Source organism: Savagea faecisuis, assembly GCF_042675605.1.
GTDB lineage: Bacteria > Bacillota > Bacilli > Bacillales_A > Planococcaceae > Savagea > Savagea faecisuis.
Map to the genome: position 1 here is coordinate 80,498 of NZ_JBHTJF010000034.1, position 21,965 is coordinate 102,462.

The window sequence follows — 21,965 nt, forward strand, 5'->3', positions numbered from 1 at the left end:
TCACCTTCTTTTACTTCATATTTTCGAGTAAAATCCCTGTGCCGGCTGCAACACAATTTAACGGGTTTTCTGAAACGAATACAGGTACGAGAAGCTTTTCTGAAAGAAGAGTATCTAAGCCATCCAACATCGCTCCACCACCCGTTAAGAAAATACCACGGTCGATAATATCTGCCGACAATTCTGGTGGTGTTTTTTCTAATACAGACTTTGCTGCTTGGATAATCAATTGAATCGATTCTTCTAACGCTTCACTCACTTCGTCGCTCGAAACTTCAATCGTTCTTGGTAAACCCGTCACCATATCACGACCACGAATTTCAATCGTATCTTGACGATTTCCTGGAAGCACTGTGCCGACTTCTAATTTAATATTTTCAGCTGTGCGTTCTCCAATGAGTAATTTGTATTTATTTTTTATGTAAATCGTAATTTCACGATCGAACAGATCTCCTGCTACTTTAATCGATTCAGACGTTACGATATCGCCCATCGACATAACAGCTACATCTGTCGTTCCGCCACCGATATCGATAATCATATTGCCACTAGGTTGGAAAATATCCATACCTGCTCCGATAGCAGCTACTTTCGGTTCTTCCTCTAAATGAATCTTTTTCCCACCTGATTTTTCTGCTGCTTGACGAATCGCTTTTTGTTCCACTGTCGTTACATTTGTTGGACAACAAATTAAAATACGCGGCTTTGAAAAGAATCCTTTTACATTTAATTTATCTAAAAAATGACTGAGCAAAGCTTCTGTCATATCAAAATCAGCAATAACCCCGTCACGCATTGGGCGAATTGCGATAATATTTCCAGGAGTTCGACCGACCATTTGATGTGCTTCTTCTCCAACCGCTAACACTTTATTCGTCGTTTTATCAATCGCTACAACTGCTGGTTCATTTAAAACGACTCCTTGCCCTTTCATATGAATGAGCACGTTTGCTGTTCCGAGGTCTATCCCGATATCTTTGGCAAACATTTTGTTAATTACCCCTTCCACTCATCGTATTCTCTCGTCTATATATTTTGACTTCCTAACTATTAATTGTACCATATTTCACCTCATTTGACAGATGATTCTCGATGTTTTCAAGTGAGATAAAGTGAATCATACAATGAAGAAAAAGCTGTTTTGACAAAATTTATTTGTTCAAAACAGCTCTAGTTTTCATGTTTTCTCACTTAACGAGCGAAGTGTACAATTTTTTCTTGTTGAGGATCTGTCGTTCTACTAATGTTTGCCCCTAGAGCACGTAATTTTTTATGGAAATCGACATAACCACGATCTAAATGCTCTAGTTCTGTTACACGTGTAATACCTTCCGCAACGAGACCAGCTAAAATGAGTGATGCTGCTGCACGTAAATCAGTTGCAGCGACCTCTGCTCCTTGTAATTGGCTCGGTCCTGTGACGATGACTGAGCGACCTTCAATTTTCGCATTCGCATTCATACGGCGGAATTCTTCAACATGCATGAAACGATTTTCGAAAACAGTTTCCGTTAAAATTGCTGTTCCTTCTGCAACGAGCATTAAAGCCATCATTTGTGACTGCATATCTGTCGGGAATCCTGGATGAGGCATCGTTTTAATATCGACAGCCTTTAATGGATGTTTCGCTCTTACACGAACTCCTTCGCCTTCTTCTGTAATTTCGACACCCATTTCACGCATTTTCGATACGAGTGCTGTACTATGTTCAATCAATGTATTTTCAATTAAAATATCGCCACCTGTAATCGCGGCTGCAACCATGAACGTACCTGCTTCAATGCGATCGGGAATGATATAATGCGTCGTTCCGTGAAGCTTCTCCATACCTTCAATACGAATCGTGTCCGTACCTGCACCGATGACACGACCACCCATCTCATTAATAAAGTTTGCTAAATCAACAATTTCAGGCTCTTTAGCGGCATTTTCGATGATTGTCATTCCATCAGCAAGTGCTGCTGCTGTCATAATATTCTCTGTCGCACCTACACTTGGGAAATCTAAATAAATACGCGCTCCTTTTAAACGTCCTTCTGAACGCGCTTCAACGTATCCATTTCCGAAAGTAATCTCTGCTCCCATCGCTTCGAATCCTTTTAAATGTTGATCGATTGGACGTGAACCAATCGCGCAACCACCTGGCATTGCGACGCGTGCAAAGCCGGTACGTGATAAAATAGGACCCATCACTAAAATAGAAGCGCGCATTTTACGTACAAATTCAAATTGTGCTTCATTCGCAAGATTTGTGGAAGCGTCAATATGTAATTCATTTTGTTCAGGATAATGTGTCACATCTGCGCGTAAACTTCTCAATACTTGGCTGATTGTATGGACGTCCGATAAGTTCGGCACGTCTTTAATAATTTGTTTTCCTTCTGATGCGAGTAAAGCGGCTGCTAAAATAGGAAGCACAGCATTTTTAGCACCTTCAACACGTACTTTACCCTCTAAACGCTGTCCACCTTGAATAATAATTTTGTCCAACAGTAGTCCCTCCGACTCGTTTATTTATCGATATGTCTCATTTTAATTTCATTCATTTATCATGTTCAATTTGTCAAAACACCTTCTATTTTACAAGGTTCAAAAATGCTTTACAAGTGATGTCTAACCTATTTCCCTTAATATGTGAATGGAACTCACATATTTAATAGCTATATTTAAAATTGTTTCAATTTTGCTAAACATCTCATTATGACACGAAACGATTTGTCCAAGCAGATAAATCTAAAAATAAATTCGAAACGGTAGCTCCAATGGCTATGCTTAGCAAAATAAACAACAATTGCGCCTGAAATACTTTATTCTTCTGAATAAATACGTCAAATCGCAATGCTTGTAATGCATAAAAGCTAATCGAAATGAAAAATAAATGTGACGCTAATACTAAAAAAGGATTATGTAAAAATAACATGCAACTCTCTCCTAACATACCCTATTTTGCGTAGAATATACTCATTCATACAAAAATAGCGAACAGAAAAATTCTGTTCGCCATCATTTTGTCAATTAACGTCTCATTTCATACACATTAATACGGTTAATGGCACGTTTAAGAGCTAATTCAAAAGCTTTGTGATCAACATCTGCTTGCTTCGCTTTGAGCGCTTCTTCCGCACGTTTTGCGGCTTGTTGTGCACGTGCAATGTCAATCGATTCAGCTTTCTCAGCACTTTCAGCAAGAATTGTTACAACATCTGGACGTACTTCCATGAAGCCACCATGCACTGCAATATATTCTTCTGAATTTTGATCATGCATAATACGAAGTGGACCGATTTGAAGCGGAGCTACCATTGAGATGTGACCCGGGAGAATCCCGATTTCACCAGACTCAGCAGTTGCGATAATCATCGTTGCATCCGTTTCAACAACTGGGCCATCGGGAGTAACAACATTGACTTTTACTGTCTTCATTTAAATTCCCTCCTGGTCCCTTTTATTAAACTTCTACGCCCATATCTTTCGCTTTTTGAACTACTTCTTCAATACGTCCAACTAAACGGAACGCATCTTCTGGTAAGTGGTCATAACGACCTTCTAAGATTTCTTTGAATCCTGAAATCGTTTCAGCTACTGGAACGTATGATCCTGGCTGTCCAGTGAACTGTTCAGCAACGTGGAAGTTTTGTGATAAGAAGAATTGAATACGACGCGCACGTCCTACTACTAATTTATCTTCTTCACTTAACTCGTCCATACCGAGGATCGCGATAATATCTTGTAATTCACGGTAACGTTGTAAAGTAGATTGTACTTCACGCGCTACGTTGTAGTGCTCTTCTCCAACAATTTCAGGAGAAAGTGCACGTGATGTAGATGCGAGTGGGTCAACCGCTGGGTAAATACCCATCTCTGAAAGTTTACGCTCCAAGTTTGTCGTTGCGTCTAAGTGAGCGAACGTTGTTGCTGGAGCAGGGTCAGTGTAGTCATCCGCAGGTACGTAAATCGCTTGAATCGATGTTACAGAACCAACGTTTGTTGATGTAATACGCTCTTGTAATTGACCCATCTCAGTAGCAAGTGTCGGCTGGTAACCAACCGCAGATGGCATACGGCCAAGAAGTGCCGAAACCTCAGAACCTGCTTGAGTGAAACGGAAAATGTTATCGATGAAGAGAAGAACGTCTTGTCCTTGCTCATCACGGAAGTATTCCGCCATTGTAAGACCTGTTAATGCTACGCGCATACGAGCACCTGGTGGTTCGTTCATTTGACCGAATACCATCGCTGTCTTTTCGATAACACCTGAATCTGTCATCTCAAAGTATAAGTCGTTACCTTCACGTGTACGCTCACCAACACCAGCGAATACCGAAATACCACCGTGTTCTTGAGCGATGTTGTTAATTAACTCTTGAATTAAAACCGTTTTACCAACTCCGGCACCACCGAAGAGACCGATTTTACCACCTTTAATGTAAGGTGCGAGTAAGTCAACAACTTTAATACCTGTTTCTAAAATTTCAACTTCTGTTGATAAGTTCTCAAATACTGGCGCGCTACGGTGAATTGGGTCACGACGCTCAGATGTAGGGATCGCTTCGCCTAAGTCGATGTGATCTCCTAATACGTTAAATACGCGTCCGAGTGTATTATCTCCAACTGGAACCGAAATTGGCGCTCCCATGTCCTCAACTGGGACACCACGTTTTAAGCCGTCCGTAGATGACATCGCAATCGTACGAACTGTGTCGTCACCTAAGTGTAACGCTACTTCTAACGTAAGTGTTTCTGCTTCAGCGTTTGGACGTTCGATTTGGACCTTCAATGCGTTATAGATCTTTGGCAAATTACCGTCTTCAAATTTAACGTCAACTACCGGACCCATAACTTGAAGAATATGTCCTTTACTCATTGTGAGTTCCCCTCCTGTCTTACTATTTCAACGTTATTCTAGTGCAGCTACTCCGCCGACAATCTCTGTAATTTCTTGAGTGATTGCTGCTTGACGTGCACGGTTAAAGAGTAATGTTAAGTCATCAATTAATTCTGTTGCGTTATCTGTTGCTGTTTGCATCGCTGTCATACTTGAAGCATGTTCGCTCGCTTTTCCGTCTAACACTGCACCGTAAATGAGTGTCTCTGCATATTGTGGTAATAATGTTTCCAAAATTACATCTGCAGATGGCTCAAATTCATAAGTAGAAACGGCTGAAGCAGTTGAAAGATCTGTAAGCGGAAGCAATTGACGTTCAGTTGCTTCGTTTGAGATGGCAGAAATAAAGTGGTTGTAGTACAAGTACACTTCATCTACTTTGCCGTCCGTGAACATGCCAACAGCTCTTTTTGCGAGATCCTTCACTTCTGAGAACTGAGGATGGTCACTTATACCGATTACTGAATCGACTACATTGTACTCAAGACGGTTAAAGAATTCATATCCTTTACGTCCGATCGCAATGATTACCACTTCATCTTTAGATGTGTGACGTTCAGCAATCTTTTTCGTTACAGCACGCAAAATGTTACTGTTATAACCACCAACGAGTCCACGGTCTGAAGTTACGACGATGTATGCTGTTTTCTTTACAGGACGTGATGTTAACATCGGGTGTCCTGAATCTTTCGTTGCTGAAGCGATTGCTTCGACAACTTCTTCAATTTTTTCCATGTATGGAACGAATGATTTCGCATTCATTTCCGCACGCGTTAATTTCGAAGCTGAAACCATCTGCATCGCTTTCGTAATCTGACTCGTTTTCTTCGTAGATCCAATTCGCGTTTCGATATCTCGTAATGATGCCACTGGCTATTCACCACCTTTATTATATCGTCATTCGTTCCGCCCAATATGGACGGAACGACATGTCATTAATCTTCTTGTTTCGTTGGTACGAAAGTCTTTTTGAAAGCTTTCATTGCAGCTTCCATAATGTCTTCTGCTGGAAGGTCTTTCGTTGAGCGGATGTGCTCGTACACTTCTGTGTGGTTAGATTCTAACCAGTTTGTGATTTCTGCTTCGAAACGAAGTACATCTTCTACTGGAATATCATCTAAGTGACCTTTCGTTAATGCATATAAGATTACGACTTGATATTCTACGCGGAGTGGTTTGTTAAGGTCTTGTTTAAGAACTTCAACAGTACGCTCACCACGTTCAAGTTTCGCTTTCGTTACAGGGTCTAAGTCAGAACCGAATTGAGCGAACGCTTCTAATTCACGGTACGCTGCAAGGTCAAGACGTAATGTACCTGCTACTTTTTTCATCGCTTTAATTTGTGCAGAACCACCTACACGTGAAACTGATAATCCCGCGTTGATCGCTGGACGTACACCCGAGAAGAATAAGTCAGATTGTAAGAAAATCTGTCCATCTGTAATCGAGATAACGTTCGTTGGGATATATGCTGAAATGTCTCCAGCTTGTGTTTCAACGAATGGTAATGCAGTGATTGAACCTTCTCCGAGTTCTTCGTTCAACTTCGCTGCACGCTCTAATAAACGTGAGTGTAAGTAGAAGACGTCCCCTGGGTAAGCTTCACGGCCTGGTGGGCGTTTCAATAAGAGTGAAAGCTCACGGTAAGCTGCTGCTTGTTTTGATAAGTCATCATAGACAACTAATACGTGTTTCCCTTGGAACATAAACTCTTCACCCATTGTTACTCCCGCGTATGGCGCTAAGAATAATAATGGAGCTGGTTGTGATGCAGATGCTGTAACTACGATTGTGTAATCGAGTGCACCGTGCTTACGTAATGTTTCAACAACACCACGAACTGTTGATTCTTTTTGACCAATTGCAACGTAAATACAAATCATATCTTCGTCTTTTTGGTTCAAAATTGTATCGATCGCTACAGATGTTTTACCTGTTTGGCGGTCACCGATAATTAATTCACGCTGTCCACGTCCGATTGGAACGAGTGCGTCAATCGCTTTAATTCCTGTTTGTAATGGTTCATAAACTGATTTACGAGCCATAACACCTTGTGCTGGGCTTTCAATTGGGCGTGTTTTCGTTGTATTGATTGGGCCTAAACCATCAACTGGTTGTCCTAATGAGTTTACAACGCGTCCAATTAATTCTTCTCCAACTGGTACTTCCATAATACGGCCTGTTCGACGTACTTCATCGCCTTCTTCAATGTCTGTGTATGGGCCGAGGATAACGATACCTACGTTGTTCGCTTCCAAGTTTTGAGCCATACCCATAACACCGTTAGAGAACTCTAATAATTCTCCTGCCATGACGTTGTCGAGGCCATGAGCACGAGCGATACCGTCACCAATTTGGATAACCGTACCAACTTCGCTAACTTCCATCTCTGACTGATAATTCTCAATCTGTTGTTTTATCAGTGCGCTGATCTCTTCAGCTTTGATGCTCATGTATGTCACCCCTGTGCTTTCAAATTATTAACCGAGCATTTCGCGCTCTAAACGTTTAAGCTTCGCTTTCACGCTTGAGTCGTAAATGTGGTTGCCGATTTGGAGACGGATGCCTCCAATTAATTTTGGTTCAATTACGTTTTCGATAATTAATGATTGTTTGCCTACTTTCGGTGCGAATGCTTTAGAAATGCTTGTGCGCTCTTCTTCTGTCAATTCGCGTGTCGAGTAGACTGTCGCTTCTGCAACACCTTGTGCATCATATGCCAAAGCGTTGAAAGCGTCGACGACATTAGCAAATTCATTCATGCGATTGTTATCGAGTAAAACACCGATTGAATCGATCACTGTTGCATTTGCTCCTTGAAGGATATTGCCGACGATTTCTTTTTTCTTATCATTTGAAAGCGCTGGGCTTTCGAGTAAGTTACGCAAACCTTTGTCTGCATAAAAAGCTTTTTTAACTTCATTCAACTGTTGTTGAACGAGTTCAGCTTCGTTTTTTTGCTGTGCAAGTTCGAACATTGCATTAGCATAACGCTCAGCTACGACAGATTTTGTCATTTAGCTTCGCCTGCCTTCACAATCGTTTCTTCAATTAATGCGCGGTTATCTTCTTCAGAAATTTCTTTCTCAAGAACTTTGCTCGCAGCAAGAACTGAAAGTGAAACGAATTCTTCACGCACTGCAGCGATCGCTTTTTCTTTTGCTGTTGAAATTTCAAGTTCAGCAGAAGATTTCATGCGGTTCACTTCTTCACGTGCACTTTCGATAATTTCTGTCGCTTGTGCTTCGCTTTGTTTACGAGCATTTTCAACAATCGATTGTGCGTTTGCGCCTGCTTCTTGTAAAGCTGCTTTTTGTTCAGCGAGTAACTTCTCTGATTCGAGACGGTTTTTCTCAGCTGTTTCGATTTCATTCGCAATTAACTCAGCACGTTGATCCATAACTCCCATGAGCGGTCCCCATGCAAACTTCTTGAGTAACAAGAGTAAGAGGATGAAGAACGTCACAGTAGCGATGATATCACCAGCGTTAATTTTATTGTTTAAAGCTGCTAAAAATTTAGCGTCTGTGTTAGTCGTTAATAGGATGAAGCTATCCAAAATCACGATTGTTTCACTCCCTTCAAGAGCCATTGTTTAATTGTTATATTTACATTTGTTTCATTACATTTAAAAATGGGTATGCCGTTATAACGGCATAAAGGAATGGCGAAGGACATCGACTTGTGTTGCGTTCTTCGCCATTTGTTTACAATTATTATTTGTTCATTACCATGAACGCTACAACTGTTGCGAAGATTGGAACAACCTCAACTAATGCAACACCGATGAACATTGTTGTTTGTAAGATACCGCGTGCTTCTGGTTGACGTGCGATCCCTTCAACTGTACGTGATACTACTAAACCTGCACCTAAACCTGCACCAAGTGCACCTAAACCGATAGCGATTGCTGCTGCTAAAAGACCAACTGAACCTACCATAGTATTTTTTCCTCCTAGAGAATTTAAGTTTTTTTGTTTATTTGCCCAACTGAACGGGCATTATATGTTTAATGGTCGTCCGCCACTTTGTGTGACATGTACACCATCGACAACATAACGAAAATAAATGACTGGATACCCCCGATAAAGATCGAGAATCCTTGCCACGCCATCCCTGGCAAAATCGCTCCGATAAATCCGAGCGGGCCTGAAACCGCAAGTCCTGCGAGTAAGCCGATTAATACTTCCCCTGCGTAAATGTTACCGTAAAGACGAAGACCGAGCGTCAAAGTTGAGGCAAACTCTTCGATAATCTTAAATGGGAACAACAGTGAAATTGGTTTAAAGAAACCTTTTCCGTATCCAAGGAATCCTTTTGTTTTAATACCGTAGTATTGAGTAAGGACGATAATCATAGTAGCTAATGTTAACGTGATGACAGGATCTGCTGTCGGTGATTTCCACCAAAGATCTCCATCAACATACACAGCCATTGGAAGTCCGAGCACGTTCGCTACGAATAAGAACATAATGAGTGTAATTCCGAGTACGTGGAATTTACCACCCGTCTTCCAGTCCATGTTGCTTTTGATGATTCCTTTTACGAAGTCCATAATCCACTCGAAGAAGTTTTGCATACCTGTAGGTTTCAAAGCTAATTTACGAGTAGAGGCCACAGCGATGACGAATACGATTAAACAAGTGATAAATAACATTAAAATATTGGATAAGTTAAATGTCATTTCGAACATCGTACCTTGAAACGCCGTGAAATTTGGTTCTCCATGTTCCATCTTTTAGTTCACCTCCCTTTACAAAACGATTATTCTTCATGTTTTGCGTGGTATACGATGCGCTCTATAATGAGAAGCACATACGGTAGTGCAAAGCCTATGACCGTACTTATGAGGTCGAATTGATTTGGAAATGCCATTGCGAGTGATACTGCCGCAATCGCAGAAATAAACCGTAAAAGTGTTCCGAGTGGAGCACCCCGCCTTCCTTCTGCCATCGCTTGATCGAACTTCTTATATCTGCGCACTAATGTCCACATATTATAAAGTCCGAACAACATCCCTAAAATCAACCCTGCAAAAATCGTCTCCCAAGAGGTGAGCGTATATCCGACTGCAAATAGTCCAATGACTGTGAGTCCGATCATAAATTGTTTTTTGACAATTTGACCTAGCTCTTGTTGCATTTCAACAATCCCCCCACTTAAGAATAGGAAACGCATTGCTATGGTAAGTATAGAGACTTGACCACCTTACAAAGTTGGCGCAACGTTTGTACAACACCCGGAACCGTTGTTCTTCCTCAACATAATAAAACAGCTGTTTTGCGAACTTTCCGATGCGCTTCACAGTTGTTTCATGTACAAGTAACGATACCTTTATATGTATGTAACGCCATTTTTCCATATCCTTTGTAAGTGTACAATACGAAAAAAATGATGTCAATTGATTCCCGTGAATTTATTCACAAGCAAATGAATCTGTCAAACATATGACAAATTTAAGAAGTTTGAATGAAGTTCCCTCTCTTCTTTATCCACTAAATGGGATAGTTATGATATAAAAGAACTCCACTCCCCGCATTCTTAGCTCCTTCGTTCGTTGAACAGTTCTTTATATTCATACAGGATGTAATTAAAAATATCGAAAAAGACGTAAATTATATGTCTTTTTCGATATTTCGTTCGTTATTGTTTGTCTAAATATTGAATTAATGCTTTTACGATTCGTTCCGAAGCATGGCCGTCTCCATATGGATTCGATGCATGTGCCATCGCATCATATGCTTGTTGGTCACTCAATAATTCGTCTGTCAATTGATAAATCGTATCTTCATGTGTTCCTGCAAGCTTTAACGTACCCGCTTCAATTCCTTCCGGACGCTCTGTCGTATCGCGTAACACGATAACAGGCTTCGCTAAACTCGGCGCTTCTTCTTGAATACCGCCTGAATCCGTTAAAATGATATGGGCACGTGCTGCAAAGTTGTGGAAGTCGAGCACTTCTAAAGGTTCGATTAAGTGAACACGCTCGTTGTTACCGAGCAACTCGTCTGCCACTTCACGCACAGCTGGGTTCATATGAAGAGGATAAACGATTTGAATGTCATCGTACTTTTCAAGTAAACGGTTGATAGCACGGAACATATTACGCATTGGATCTCCGAGGTTTTCACGACGGTGAGCCGTCAATAAAATCATTTTATCGTCACCGATTTTTTCTAAAATCGGGTGCGTATACTCTTCACGTACTGTCGTTTGCAACGCGTCGATCGCTGTATTTCCTGTAACGAAAATACGGCTTGCATCTTTGCCTTCGTTAATCAAGTTTTGCGCTGATTTCTCAGTTGGTGAGAAGTGGAGGTCTGCGAGAACTCCTGTCATTTGACGGTTCATCTCTTCTGGATACGGTGAATATTTATCCCACGTACGAAGACCCGCTTCCACGTGACCGATCGCAATTTGATTGTAGAAAGCAGCGAGACTGCCGATAAATGTCGTCGCTGTATCTCCATGAACGAGGACGATATCCGGTTGCGCTTCTTTCATAATGCCGTCCAATCCTTCTAGTCCGCGCGTTGCTACGTCGATTAAAGTTTGACGGCTTTTCATAATATTTAAGTCAAAGTCTGGTTCAATTTTAAATGTTTGCAACACTTGATCTAACATTTCACGGTGTTGCGCTGTTACGGTAACAATCGATTCAATTCGGTCTGAATTCTTTTCTAATTCGAGCACGAGTGGTGCCATCTTAATTGCTTCAGGACGCGTTCCAAAAATCGTCATCACTTTCCATTTTTTAACCAATAATTTCACCCTTATACATTATTTAGTACCGAATAAACGGTCTCCTGCATCTCCTAAACCTGGCACGATATAGCCATCTTCATTTAACTTTTCATCCATCGCTGCGATGTATACATCTACGTCAGGATGTGCTTCTGTTAATACTTCTACCCCTTCAGGAGCTGCGACGAGGCACATAAATGTAATATTTTTTGCACCGCGCTTCTTGATTGAGTTAATCGCTTCTACCGCCGAACCACCTGTCGCTAACATTGGGTCCACAACGATTAAACGACGCTCTGCTACATCATTTGGAAGCTTCACATAATATTCTACTGGCTTCAATGTTTCTGGATCACGGTATAAGCCAACATGTCCGACACGAGCTGCTGGAATTAATTCTAAAATACCTTCCACCATTCCAAGACCCGCACGTAAAATTGGGATGATTCCTAATTTCTTTCCTGCGATTACATTAGACTTCGCTGGTCCGATTGGTGTTTCAATTTCAATTTCTTGTAATTGTAAATCTCTTGTAATTTCATACGCCATTAATGTAGCTACTTCATCGACTAATTCTCGGAACTCTTTCGTCCCTGTGTTGACGTCTCGAATATACGTTAATTTGTGTTGAATGAGCGGGTGGTCAAATACGTGCACATTACTCATCATTCATCGCTCCTTTAATTTTTAAAAATGTTTATCTTAGTCATTATAACAGAACGACACTTGAACTCATATGAATATTACGTGGCAAGTTATGGTCTGAACAGAAAAAATGCTCGCACTTTTCTGTCATTTCTCCAAAAAAAGTAACGAGCATTTATAAATGATTTAATCCACTTTTCGTTTGGACCAAATCGAAGCGATTATCGGTCCTGAAATGTTGTGCCATACCGCTCCAAATGTGCTCGGTAATGCAGCGAGTGGCCCGAGGTGAGCTGTAGCGAGCGCAACGCCTAGTCCTGAGTTTTGCATGCCGACCTCGATCGATAATGCACGCTGATCGCTTAACGATAAACCGAACATCTTTCCGACATAATAGCCTAAAATTAAGCCGACTCCATTGTGTAAAAATACCGCAAAGAAAATGAGAAGACCTGCTGTCGCAATCGTCTCCTTATTTCCAGATACGACCGCCCCGACGATGACGATAATCGCGATTACTGAAATGAGCGGGACGACGGGCAAGCTTTTATGGACAGCTTTCGGCGCTAACTTTCGCACCGTAATTCCTAAAATAATCGGTACGATGATGACTTGAATAATCATTAAAAACATCGACTTCGCATCGACCGGCATCCATTGTCCTGCTAACCATAATAACAAAAGCGGTGTCATGATCGGCGCTAACAATGTCGAAACAGATGTCATCGTAATCGACAGTGGCACGTTTCCTTTCGCTAAGTAAACCATAACGTTCGATGCAGTACCTCCGGGAACCGACCCTAATAAGACGAGACCTGCCGCAAGTTCAGGCGGTAACCGCAATAAATAAGCGATTCCTAATGCGGCGAGTGGCATCACTAAAAATTGTGCTGCAACCCCTAATAAAACAGCGAGCGGACGTGTTAAAACGAGCTTGAAGTCCATCGCGCTCAATGTGAGCCCCATACCAAACATGACGATTCCTAACAAAATCGAAATGTACGCCCCTAATGGTAAAAATAAAGAAGGAACTAAATAAGCGACCAATGCCATCACAATGACAAGTACCGCAAAATATTTCCCCGCAAACTGACTTATTCTCCCCAATGTTTTCATTCCCTCAGTCCACCTTTACAATTTTCCCAGGATTTAAAATGTTGTTCGGATCGAGTGCTTGTTTAATCAATTTCATCGCATTGTATGCTTCACCGTGCTCCGCCTCTTGATATTTTTGCTTTCCGATTCCGACACCATGTTCTCCTGTACATGTACCATTTTTCGATAAAGCATAATGAACGATACTCTCATTAAATCGGTTGGACAATTCAACTTCTTTCTCATCGTCCATATCAACCATGACGAGCGCATGGAAGTTTCCATCTCCTACGTGTCCGAGAATTCCTCCGACGAGACCGACCGCTTCTAATTGTTCACGCGCGTGATGAATAGCGCCTGACAATTCAGAAATTGGTACGCAGACGTCTGTCACCATCATTTTCTTCCCTGGGTTTGAGTGAATGTACGAGTACGCAAGATTATGGCGCGCTTCCCATAAGTGGTTACGTGCTGCCGTTTCCGTTTCAAATTGAATACTTTGACAGCCTGCATCGTTCATCAATTCTGTCGTAAATTCAACGTCTTGTTTCAATCCCGCTTCATTGCCATGGAATTCTAAAAACAATGTCGGTTTTTCTTCAAAATCCATATCATCATGACGGTTCACTTGACGGATTGATTCCTCATCTACAAGCTCTACACGCGCGATTGGAATTCCTACTTGAAGGACTGTCGTCACTGCTTGAACAGCCTCTTCAATCGTATTAAATGTCGCACGAGCCGCCATCACATGTTCAGGAATACCGTACACACGTAGCGTCAATTTTGTGAAACAACCGAGCGTTCCTTCCGACCCCGCAAACAATCCATTTAAGTGATAGCCTGATGCTGATTTCGCTGCGAGACTTCCTGTATTCATAATAGTTCCATCTGCTAAGACGACTTCTAAATCACGTACTTGATCGCGCATAACGCCGTAACGCACAGTCGTCGTGCCACTTGCGTTCGTCGCTACCATTCCACCTAATGTCGCATCCGCTCCTGGATCAACCGAGAAAAACAATCCATGTTTCGCCAACGCTTCATTCAATTCTAAACGTGAAACGCCTGGTTCAACGACGACGAGTAAATCTTCTGGACGGATTTCTAAAATGCGATTCATCAATGAGAAATCAATTGTCATTCCACCACTATACGGAATGACATGCGCTTCTAAACTTGAACCTCTTCCGTACGGAGTCACTGGAATACGATGTTCATTCGCATAACGAAGAATCGCACTTACTTCTTCTGTATTTTTCGGGAAGACGACCACTTCTGGCTCTGCTACCTCATGATAAGATTCGTCCTGCCCGTGTTGGTGCAAGACCGTTTCGTTCGTACTTACTTGTTCGCTCGATAAGAGCGCTGTTAAATCTTTTACTAATATCGACATAGAAAATGTCCTCCCTTTTTAGATATTTCAGAAAACTATAATAATACAGTATATTGTACATAGTATTTACTTTTCGTGCAATGTGAGAATGGACATACAAAAAGCCCCATTCATTCGTGATTGAATAAACGGAGCTTCTTTTTGATTAAGCGTAAAGTGGGAAACGGTCTGTTAAAGCTTTCACACGCGCACGTGCTTCGTCTTTTACCTTTTCATCATTTACATTTTTAAGAACCATCGCGATAATTTCGCCGATTTCTTTCATATCGTCTTCTTTCATGCCACGGCTCGTTACTGCTGGAGTACCGATACGCACACCTGATGTGACGAATGGGCTTTCTGTATCGTATGGGATTGTGTTTTTATTCGTTGTAATGCCTACTTCATCAAGTGCAGCTTCCCCGTCTTTACCTGTTACGCCGAGTGAACGTAAGTTGAGGAGAAGTAAATGGTTATCCGTACCACCTGATACGAGATCGATTCCTTCTGCTACTAATGTTTCGCCTAAAACTTTTGCGTTTTTACGAATTTGTTGAATGTATGTTTTGAATTCTGGTTGTAATGCTTCACCGAACGCAACTGCTTTCGCTGCGATGACGTGCATTAATGGGCCACCTTGAATTCCAGGGAAAATAGACTTGTCAATTTTACGCGCGTTTTCTTCACGGCATAAAATGAGACCACCACGTGGACCACGTAATGTTTTATGTGTCGTTGAAGTGACGAAATCTGCGTACGGAACTGGATTCATATGCTCTCCAGCAGCGACTAAACCTGCGATATGCGCCATGTCTACCATGAAGAGTGCTCCTACTTCGTCCGCAATCTCACGGAATTTTACGAAGTCAATTTCACGTGGGTATGCTGAAGCACCCGCTACGATTAATTTTGGCTTGTGCTCTAATGCTTTCGCACGAACGTCTTCATAATCGATCATTTCAGTTTCTTTATCAACACCGTATTCTACGAAATTGTACAATTCTCCTGAGAAGTTTACTGGGCTACCGTGTGTTAAGTGACCACCGTGTGATAAGTTCATACCGAGCACTGTATCGCCTGGCTCGAGAACTGCAAAGTATACAGCCATATTCGCTTGTGCACCAGAGTGTGGTTGAACGTTCGCATGTTCCGCTCCAAAGATTTCTTTCAAACGGTCGCGCGCGATATCTTCCGCTACGTCTACGTGTTCACAACCACCGTAGTAACGTTTTCCAGGATAACCTTCAGCATATTTATTCGTTAAATATGAACCTTGTGCTTCCATTACCGCTTCTGATACGAAGTTTTCTGATGCGATTAACTCGATGTTTGATTGTTGACGATTTTTCTCCGCCATAATCGCTTCATAAATCGCTGCGTCCGTGCGCTTTACATTACTTAAATCCATTCCGTCATTCTCCTTTTTGTTTACATTCTTTTTTTAAAAATGATGAACTTTCGGTTTCTGAGTTGATTGTACCATAATTAAATGAAAAATGTATCTCTTTTTTGTGAATTCACGAACGATACTTCGCTCGAACGCCTCCGATTAATTTAGGGCGTGTCGTTGCGGCTGTCGTAATCGCTTCTCCTACTTGGCGAATCGATGTGCGAATCGGTACCGCAACTGCTTTTAAATGCATGCCGATCAATGTTTGTCCGATATCAATTCCTGCGTGCGCGACAAGTTGTTCGACGACGACTGCTTCTTCTAAATGTTCGTAAGCGTAAGCAGACATCGAACCACCCGCTTCTCTCGTCGGGTAAACAGAAAGTGCTTCAAGTCCGAAATGTTCCGCCGCGCGACGTTCGACCGTCAAAGCTCGGTTAATATGTTCGCATCCTTGAAAAGCGAGAAACACTTCATGCTTCTTGGCGAATTGTTGAAGTGGACGGAATAGAGATTCGCCTACTTCTAATACTCCCGCTGTTCCAATTCGTTCTCCGATCACCTCTGATGTTGAGCAGCCGACGACGAAAAATGTGTTTTTTTGTAACGGTGCTTGCTCAGCAAATTCCGCTAACAATTGTTCCAGTTGCGAAGAATATAATTGCAATGCGTCCACAAAATCCCTCCTTACTGCTGTTCAATTGCTGTAATTTTTTCGATTCGACGTTCGTGACGTCCTCCTTCGAACTCTGTCGTTAACCATGTTTTCACAATATCACGTGCTAATGCGCCACCGATAACACGGCCACCCATTGCGATAATATTCGAATCATTATGTTCACGTGTCGCGTGTGCTGTATATACGTCATGTACGAGTGCACAACGGATTCCTTCTACTTTGTTCGCTGCGATTGACATTCCAATGCCTGTTCCACAAACTAAAATACCGCGATCATACGTACCATTCGCAACGCCTTCCGCTACCGGTTTCGCGTAATCTGGGTAATCAACTGAATCATCCGTTTCTGGTCCTAAATCGACATAATCTAATTCCATCTCTTTTAATAATTCGATAAGTTCCTTGCGTAATGCGTTACCACCGTGATCTGATGCGATTGCTACTTTCATGTAAACTGCCTTCTTTCTATAATAGTATTGAATTAATTTTACCATATATACAACAGGCTTAACAGTTATCTCTCATCCGTTTTAAATTGATGAATGAGCGCGTCTAGTTGCTGCGCTTCAGATTCTAAACGCTCTGCTACATCGCGAATCGCCTGAGCATTCTCCTGCTGATAACGTGTTGACTCTGTTACGTGTTCTGTATTCGCTGCTGTTTGTTCCGCAATCGCAACGACTGTTTGAATCTCTTCAGTACTTGATTCAATATGTTCTGTTTGTTCATCGACGATAGACGTAATCGCCATCACTCGATCGGCCATGCCTCGGACATTTTGAGACATCTGCTGCATCGCTAGTTCCGCTTCTGTCGCTCGTTTCGTTTCAGCTGTCGCAAGTTCGCTTTGTTCGCTCATCCTTTGAACAATTTCATCCACTGTTCCTTGAACTTCATCCACGAGTTGAACGATGCTCGTAACAGAACGTTGACTTTCATTAGCGAGTTTACGCACTTCTTCCGCGACGACCGCAAATCCTGCGCCATGTTCACCAGCACGCGCTGCTTCAATGGATGCGTTTAGAGCGAGTAAATTCGTTTGCTCGGCGATTGTACCGACGAGATCAACAATATCAACGATGCGGTGCATTTGTTCATCAAGGCGACGAGTCACTTGTTGTGACGTCTCACTACTTTCCCCGATGTATGAAATACTCTTCACTAAACGTTCTACAACTTCTCCTGTTTCAGTTAAAGATTGCAACACTGCTCGAACTTCTGAAGCTGTACCTTGCGCTTCTTCATTCACTAAATTAGCACTCGTACGAACTTGCTCTAGCTGCTCACTCGCTTCTTGAATCGCATGAGCTGTCGCCTCGGCCCCTTTTGATATTTCTTCCACCATGCGCTCTACTTCATTCGCTTGTCGCAATGATTCATTCGTTCCTGCTGTCAAATAGCGTGACGTATCAATCGTCGCCTCAGATACTTTCGTAATGCGCTCAATCATCGAACGTAAATTGATGACGACACGCTCGAAAGAACGCGCCACTTGAACGATTTCATCTTCTCCTCTCGGAACAGGAATCTCTGTACCAATTTCATGATTCGCTACACGCTCTGCAGCCTCGGACAAATCCATTAATGGCTTCGTTAAAACTCGACTAAATAATGCCGCTAAAATCGCAGACCAGATGATTCCGAACAAAAAAGTAACCGCCTGGAAAATGCCGAATGGAACACCAGGAAAATATAACGGCTTTAACCAACTAATCCAAACTGCACTCGATGTGTAAGTGACAATCGCTAACACTGTCACAAATACGACGAGCTTCATACGTAGGCCTTTCATCTTCATTATCCCCCTATTTTTTGATGTAATCGTTCAATGTAAGCTGTTAACTGTTGGAATGTCGCTTCATACATGTCATAAGTTCCTCCGTAAGGATCTTGAATATCTTGTCCGTCATGCTCTACAAAGGAAGCTAAAGTCTCTATCTTATCTTTCGCTTCAGGATAGAGTATATGCAGATGATCGCGGTGACTTTGCGTCATCGTCAACACATAATTTGCCCATTCGATCAATTCTGGACTCACCATTTGAGATGTTAACGTATATGGATAATTGTGCTCTCGTACTAGAGCATGCGCATGCTCTGACATCGGAATGCCATCTTGTGTGAAAATTCCAGCAGACTGTACATTCACCTCTGGTAATTGCCTTGCACGTAGTATCGCTTCTGCCATCGGACTACGACAAGTATTTCCTGTACAAACAAATAAAATATTCAAACCGCTCACTCCTTTACTTACTAGTAAGTATACGTCACTCTTTGAAAAAAGAAAAAGAACAGTGTGTTAAAGTTTTTTGAATGTTTTTACATTAAATGCTATCGTATGAATTAAAAAGGAGTGTTCTCGATGCCTATTTACAACAAATTAGTACGTAATCGCATCCCTGAAATTATCGAAGCGACTGGGAAGTCTTTCACCGTTAAAACATTGAACGAAGAACAATATCTCATCGAACTAAAGAGAAAACTGCACGAAGAGTTAAAGGAATTTGAAGAAGCCGAAACGCAAACAGATGCATTAGAAGAACTTGCGGACTTATTAGAGCTCGTCTACGCAGCGTCTCGCGCACTCGATTCAACCCCTGCTCAACTCGAACATATCCGCATTCAGAAAGAAGAGGCTCGCGGTGCTTTTCACGAAAAGTTATTTTTGATTGAGGTAGAAGATGACTAAACTTTCGCTCATTACAAAGCAGCTACAATCGCATTTAATCGAAGCGATGACAGAAGCGAATACGATTTATTTCGTCGTCGCTTTCATTCAAAAAAGCGGTGTGCAACTCATCATCTCTCATTTAAAAGAAGCGAGCCGACGTGGAACTGAAATTAAAATACTAGTCGGAGATTATTTATATATTACGAATCCTGACGCACTTCAACTATTAATCGATGAACTACCCGAAGCCGAAATTCGTCTATTCGAAAGTAAAGGTCGATCTTTTCATCCGAAAGCTTACTTATTCAGGTATGAAACGACTTGCCAAACATTCATCGGCTCGTCTAATTTGTCGAAAAGTGCTTTAACGACAGGGATTGAATGGAATGTTCATACAGAGTTGCGCATCGACGCACCATTTTTCGAGCGAGCGGTCGATCAATTTTTACAACTGTTTTTTCATGAACAGACCCTTTCATTACATACGCTCACTTTAGAAAATTATCGAAGCAATTATGAACGAGCGAATGCGACATATAATTTAAGTACTCAAGTAGAAGCTGATGACTTCACCGTCGATTTTTCGCCTATCATTTCCGAGGAAATAATAACAGACTACAAACTTTCACCTAGACCTGCGCAACAACTAGCGCTTGAAGCTCTCCAAACGATGCGCGAAGAACAATACGATAAAGCACTCGTCATTATGGCGACCGGTTTAGGAAAAACATATTTAGCCGCTTTTTTTGCTCGTTCGTTTAAGCGTGTTTTATTTATCGCACACCGTGAACAATTGCTTCATCAAGCGAAGCAATCTTTTTCTAATGTATTTCCAACTGATGAGATGAGTATTTTTGATGGCACTCACAAAGAGAAAGATGGGCGATTCGTGTTTGCTTCTATCTTTACTTTATCCGCTCACTACCATTTACAACAATTCGATCGAGACGCTTTCGATTTGATTATCATCGACGAATTTCACCATGCGACTGCGACTAGTTATGAGCGTGTTCTGAATTATTTCAAACCACAGTTTTTGCTCGGCATTACTGCCACTCCCGATCGATTAGACAATCAAGATGTATACGCCTTATGTGACGGGAATGTTGCGATTTCAATTCACTTTATCGATGCGATTCGACAAGGTTGGCTTTCTCCTTTTCACTATATCGGAGTGCGTGACCCGATTGACTACACGACGATTGAATGGCGAGCAAGTCGCTATGACGAAACACAATTACTATCCGCTCAACTGAGAGAAGAATACGCTGAAACTGCTTTGCGAGAGTGGCAAAAATATAAACAAGAGCGCACGCTCGCCTTCTGTTCATCTGTCGCTCAAGCGCTCGCGATGAGTGAATATTTTAACGATGCTAGTTATCGTACGGTCGCACTGCACGGAGATTCAACGATTGCTGAACGAAGAACGATGATCGAACGACTTCATCTCGGAGAGCTCGATGCTATTTTCACAGTGAATTTGTTCAATGAAGGCGTCGACATTCCACTCGTCGACACTTTACTCTTTTTAAGACCGACGGAATCGCTCGCCGTATTCACCCAACAAATCGGACGTGGATTACGTCTCGCTGAAGGTAAAAGCCACTGTGTCATCATCGACTTAATCGGAAACTATCGAAAAGCAGATTTAAAGCTCGCCGTATTTTCTCAAGACCAAACGATTCCGAATTCGTTCGTCGCGAGCGATTTCCATTTACCACCGGACTGTCATATCGAATTTGATACCGGAGTGATCGACTTACTTCAAATGTTGCGAACGAAGCGCTCTCCAAGAAAACAACGTGCGCTCGATGCGTTACGACAACTTCGACTCGAACTCGGAAAAACACCGACGTACTTACAATTTCATTTAAAAGCAAATGTCGACTCTAAAATTGTTCGAGAACAGTTTAAAACGTATCCGCAATTTTTAGGGTATGCGCAATTGTTAAATGAAATAGAGCGACAAACGTTAACGAAATTTGAGCAATGGTTTCAGACGTTGACGACGACGAAGATGACGAAAAGTTACAAACTCATCGTCGTGCTCGCCATGTTACAAAGAGGAGAAAGAAATTGGTACGAGCCGATTACATTGCAAGAAATCGCGCCGTTTTTTCATCGTTATTTAATGGCGAAAAATTACCGTTGGCAAACGGATCTATCCGACAAGCAAGGAGAAGCACTTCAACAGTACAATGAGCAAAAAATCGTCCAATTATTAAAACAAATGCCGATTCGCGCTTGGACAAACTCCTATACGGAAGCGAAATGGGACGGCGAACACTTTTCATTCTCCTTTCAACCGACAGAAGAAGAACAGCGAATCTTATTTAATTGGACGCATCAAATATGCGAATATCGACTGCACACATACTTTGAAAGAAAGAGTAAAATAAACTTTTAAACGCCTAAAGATTTAGTGGAATGAATCCTTCTACTAAATCTTTTTTCTATAACGAAAAACCTTTTACTTTCCAAT

At 41.8% G+C, this 21,965-nt stretch carries 23 protein-coding genes; 2 read left to right on the top strand and 21 right to left on the bottom strand.

Features of this window, described 5'->3' with window-relative positions; all coding sequences use genetic code 11:
- Positions 1–10: 10 nt before the first annotated feature.
- The 21 genes from mreB to ACFQ0V_RS09875 all read right to left on the bottom strand — a co-directional run bounded on the left by mreB (position 11) and on the right by ACFQ0V_RS09875 (position 19,045).
- The gene (mreB, locus tag ACFQ0V_RS09775; RefSeq protein ID WP_381012840.1) at positions 11–988 is read right to left on the bottom strand and encodes a rod shape-determining protein; all 978 of its coding nucleotides are present in this window, start codon (positions 986–988) and stop codon (positions 11–13) included.
- Positions 989–1,191: 203 nt separating this feature from the next.
- Positions 1,192–2,490 (bottom strand): UDP-N-acetylglucosamine 1-carboxyvinyltransferase, encoded by a 1,299-nt coding sequence (murA, locus tag ACFQ0V_RS09780; protein ID WP_381012843.1) that lies wholly within the window; start codon positions 2,488–2,490, stop codon positions 1,192–1,194.
- Positions 2,491–2,698: 208 nt separating this feature from the next.
- On the bottom strand, positions 2,699–2,920 hold the full coding sequence (locus tag ACFQ0V_RS09785; RefSeq protein ID WP_194562568.1) for a DUF1146 family protein: 222 nt from the start codon (positions 2,918–2,920) through the stop codon (positions 2,699–2,701).
- Positions 2,921–3,015: 95 nt separating this feature from the next.
- A complete protein-coding gene (locus ACFQ0V_RS09790) occupies positions 3,016–3,423 on the bottom strand; it encodes a F0F1 ATP synthase subunit epsilon (protein WP_381012847.1) in 408 nt (135 codons plus the stop codon).
- 25 nt (positions 3,424–3,448) lie between these two features.
- A complete protein-coding gene (atpD, locus tag ACFQ0V_RS09795; protein ID WP_381012850.1) occupies positions 3,449–4,864 on the bottom strand; it encodes a F0F1 ATP synthase subunit beta in 1,416 nt (471 codons plus the stop codon).
- A 33-nt stretch (positions 4,865–4,897) separates the two neighbouring features.
- Positions 4,898–5,755: an ATP synthase F1 subunit gamma gene (atpG, locus tag ACFQ0V_RS09800; protein WP_381012852.1), complete on the bottom strand. Its 858-nt coding sequence runs from the start codon at positions 5,753–5,755 to the stop codon at positions 4,898–4,900.
- A gap of 65 nt (positions 5,756–5,820) precedes the next feature.
- A complete protein-coding gene (gene atpA, locus ACFQ0V_RS09805; RefSeq protein WP_381012855.1) occupies positions 5,821–7,338 on the bottom strand; it encodes a F0F1 ATP synthase subunit alpha in 1,518 nt (505 codons plus the stop codon).
- 27 nt (positions 7,339–7,365) lie between these two features.
- The gene (locus ACFQ0V_RS09810; protein ID WP_381012857.1) at positions 7,366–7,902 is read right to left on the bottom strand and encodes a F0F1 ATP synthase subunit delta; all 537 of its coding nucleotides are present in this window, start codon (positions 7,900–7,902) and stop codon (positions 7,366–7,368) included.
- On the bottom strand, positions 7,899–8,450 hold the full coding sequence (gene atpF / locus ACFQ0V_RS09815; RefSeq protein ID WP_381012860.1) for a F0F1 ATP synthase subunit B: 552 nt from the start codon (positions 8,448–8,450) through the stop codon (positions 7,899–7,901). Before atpF ends, ACFQ0V_RS09810 begins: the two co-directional genes overlap by 4 nt.
- 151 nt (positions 8,451–8,601) lie before the next feature.
- The gene (gene atpE / locus ACFQ0V_RS09820; RefSeq protein WP_194562561.1) at positions 8,602–8,826 is read right to left on the bottom strand and encodes a F0F1 ATP synthase subunit C; all 225 of its coding nucleotides are present in this window, start codon (positions 8,824–8,826) and stop codon (positions 8,602–8,604) included.
- 68 nt (positions 8,827–8,894) lie between these two features.
- The gene (gene atpB, locus ACFQ0V_RS09825) at positions 8,895–9,620 is read right to left on the bottom strand and encodes a F0F1 ATP synthase subunit A (protein ID WP_194562560.1); all 726 of its coding nucleotides are present in this window, start codon (positions 9,618–9,620) and stop codon (positions 8,895–8,897) included.
- A gap of 29 nt (positions 9,621–9,649) precedes the next feature.
- A complete protein-coding gene (locus tag ACFQ0V_RS09830; RefSeq protein WP_381012864.1) occupies positions 9,650–10,027 on the bottom strand; it encodes an ATP synthase subunit I in 378 nt (125 codons plus the stop codon).
- 501 nt (positions 10,028–10,528) lie between these two features.
- A complete protein-coding gene (gene wecB, locus ACFQ0V_RS09835) occupies positions 10,529–11,626 on the bottom strand; it encodes a non-hydrolyzing UDP-N-acetylglucosamine 2-epimerase (RefSeq protein ID WP_381013217.1) in 1,098 nt (365 codons plus the stop codon).
- Between the two features lie 39 nt (positions 11,627–11,665).
- Complete coding sequence (upp, locus tag ACFQ0V_RS09840) at positions 11,666–12,295, bottom strand: uracil phosphoribosyltransferase (RefSeq protein WP_381012867.1); 630 nt, start codon at positions 12,293–12,295, stop codon at positions 11,666–11,668.
- Between the two features lie 165 nt (positions 12,296–12,460).
- Positions 12,461–13,390 carry a bile acid:sodium symporter family protein gene (locus ACFQ0V_RS09845; protein ID WP_381012870.1) on the bottom strand — a complete coding sequence of 310 codons (930 nt, stop codon included), beginning with the start codon at positions 13,388–13,390 and terminating at the stop codon, positions 12,461–12,463.
- 4 nt (positions 13,391–13,394) lie between these two features.
- Complete coding sequence (locus ACFQ0V_RS09850) at positions 13,395–14,765, bottom strand: FAD-binding oxidoreductase (protein ID WP_381012872.1); 1,371 nt, start codon at positions 14,763–14,765, stop codon at positions 13,395–13,397.
- Between the two features lie 145 nt (positions 14,766–14,910).
- A complete protein-coding gene (glyA, locus tag ACFQ0V_RS09855) occupies positions 14,911–16,152 on the bottom strand; it encodes a serine hydroxymethyltransferase (protein WP_381012875.1) in 1,242 nt (413 codons plus the stop codon).
- A 109-nt stretch (positions 16,153–16,261) separates the two neighbouring features.
- A complete protein-coding gene (locus tag ACFQ0V_RS09860) occupies positions 16,262–16,810 on the bottom strand; it encodes a TIGR01440 family protein (protein ID WP_381012878.1) in 549 nt (182 codons plus the stop codon).
- An 11-nt stretch (positions 16,811–16,821) separates the two neighbouring features.
- Positions 16,822–17,262, bottom strand: a complete 441-nt coding sequence (gene rpiB, locus ACFQ0V_RS09865) for a ribose 5-phosphate isomerase B (protein WP_381012881.1) — start codon at positions 17,260–17,262, stop codon at positions 16,822–16,824.
- A gap of 65 nt (positions 17,263–17,327) precedes the next feature.
- Positions 17,328–18,605, bottom strand: coding sequence for a methyl-accepting chemotaxis protein (locus ACFQ0V_RS09870; RefSeq protein WP_381012884.1), 1,278 nt, complete (start codon positions 18,603–18,605; stop codon positions 17,328–17,330).
- Between the two features lie 5 nt (positions 18,606–18,610).
- Complete coding sequence (locus ACFQ0V_RS09875) at positions 18,611–19,045, bottom strand: low molecular weight protein arginine phosphatase (protein WP_381012887.1); 435 nt, start codon at positions 19,043–19,045, stop codon at positions 18,611–18,613.
- A 129-nt stretch (positions 19,046–19,174) separates the two neighbouring features.
- On the opposite strand from ACFQ0V_RS09875, the gene ACFQ0V_RS09880 reads away from it, so the two are divergent.
- Positions 19,175–19,501, top strand: coding sequence for a phosphoribosyl-ATP pyrophosphohydrolase (locus ACFQ0V_RS09880; protein WP_381012890.1), 327 nt, complete (start codon positions 19,175–19,177; stop codon positions 19,499–19,501).
- Positions 19,494–21,890 (top strand): DEAD/DEAH box helicase family protein, encoded by a 2,397-nt coding sequence (locus ACFQ0V_RS09885; protein ID WP_381012893.1) that lies wholly within the window; start codon positions 19,494–19,496, stop codon positions 21,888–21,890. Before ACFQ0V_RS09880 ends, ACFQ0V_RS09885 begins: the two co-directional genes overlap by 8 nt.
- Positions 21,891–21,965: the final 75 nt, after the last annotated feature.

Excerpts from the sequence above, each read along its gene's own strand:
- mreB (WP_381012840.1), bottom strand. The coding sequence starts at position 988 with ATGTTTGCCAAAGATATCGGGATAGACCTCGGAACAGCAAACGTGCTC.
- ACFQ0V_RS09785 (WP_194562568.1), bottom strand. The coding sequence starts at position 2,920 with ATGTTATTTTTACATAATCCTTTTTTAGTATTAGCGTCACATTTATTT.
- ACFQ0V_RS09790 (WP_381012847.1), bottom strand. The coding sequence starts at position 3,423 with ATGAAGACAGTAAAAGTCAATGTTGTTACTCCCGATGGCCCAGTTGTT.
- atpD (WP_381012850.1), bottom strand. The coding sequence starts at position 4,864 with ATGAGTAAAGGACATATTCTTCAAGTTATGGGTCCGGTAGTTGACGTT.
- atpA (WP_381012855.1), bottom strand. The coding sequence starts at position 7,338 with ATGAGCATCAAAGCTGAAGAGATCAGCGCACTGATAAAACAACAGATT.
- ACFQ0V_RS09810 (WP_381012857.1), bottom strand. The coding sequence starts at position 7,902 with ATGACAAAATCTGTCGTAGCTGAGCGTTATGCTAATGCAATGTTCGAA.
- atpE (WP_194562561.1), bottom strand. The coding sequence starts at position 8,826 with ATGGTAGGTTCAGTTGGTCTTTTAGCAGCAGCAATCGCTATCGGTTTA.
- atpB (WP_194562560.1), bottom strand. The coding sequence starts at position 9,620 with ATGGAACATGGAGAACCAAATTTCACGGCGTTTCAAGGTACGATGTTC.
- ACFQ0V_RS09830 (WP_381012864.1), bottom strand. The coding sequence starts at position 10,027 with ATGCAACAAGAGCTAGGTCAAATTGTCAAAAAACAATTTATGATCGGA.
- wecB (WP_381013217.1), bottom strand. The coding sequence starts at position 11,626 with ATGACGATTTTTGGAACGCGTCCTGAAGCAATTAAGATGGCACCACTC.
- upp (WP_381012867.1), bottom strand. The coding sequence starts at position 12,295 with ATGAGTAATGTGCACGTATTTGACCACCCGCTCATTCAACACAAATTA.
- ACFQ0V_RS09845 (WP_381012870.1), bottom strand. The coding sequence starts at position 13,390 with ATGAAAACATTGGGGAGAATAAGTCAGTTTGCGGGGAAATATTTTGCG.
- ACFQ0V_RS09850 (WP_381012872.1), bottom strand. The coding sequence starts at position 14,765 with ATGTCGATATTAGTAAAAGATTTAACAGCGCTCTTATCGAGCGAACAA.
- glyA (WP_381012875.1), bottom strand. The coding sequence starts at position 16,152 with ATGGATTTAAGTAATGTAAAGCGCACGGACGCAGCGATTTATGAAGCG.
- rpiB (WP_381012881.1), bottom strand. The coding sequence starts at position 17,262 with ATGAAAGTAGCAATCGCATCAGATCACGGTGGTAACGCATTACGCAAG.
- ACFQ0V_RS09870 (WP_381012884.1), bottom strand. The coding sequence starts at position 18,605 with ATGAAAGGCCTACGTATGAAGCTCGTCGTATTTGTGACAGTGTTAGCG.
- ACFQ0V_RS09880 (WP_381012890.1), top strand. The coding sequence starts at position 19,175 with ATGCCTATTTACAACAAATTAGTACGTAATCGCATCCCTGAAATTATC.
- ACFQ0V_RS09885 (WP_381012893.1), top strand. The coding sequence starts at position 19,494 with ATGACTAAACTTTCGCTCATTACAAAGCAGCTACAATCGCATTTAATC.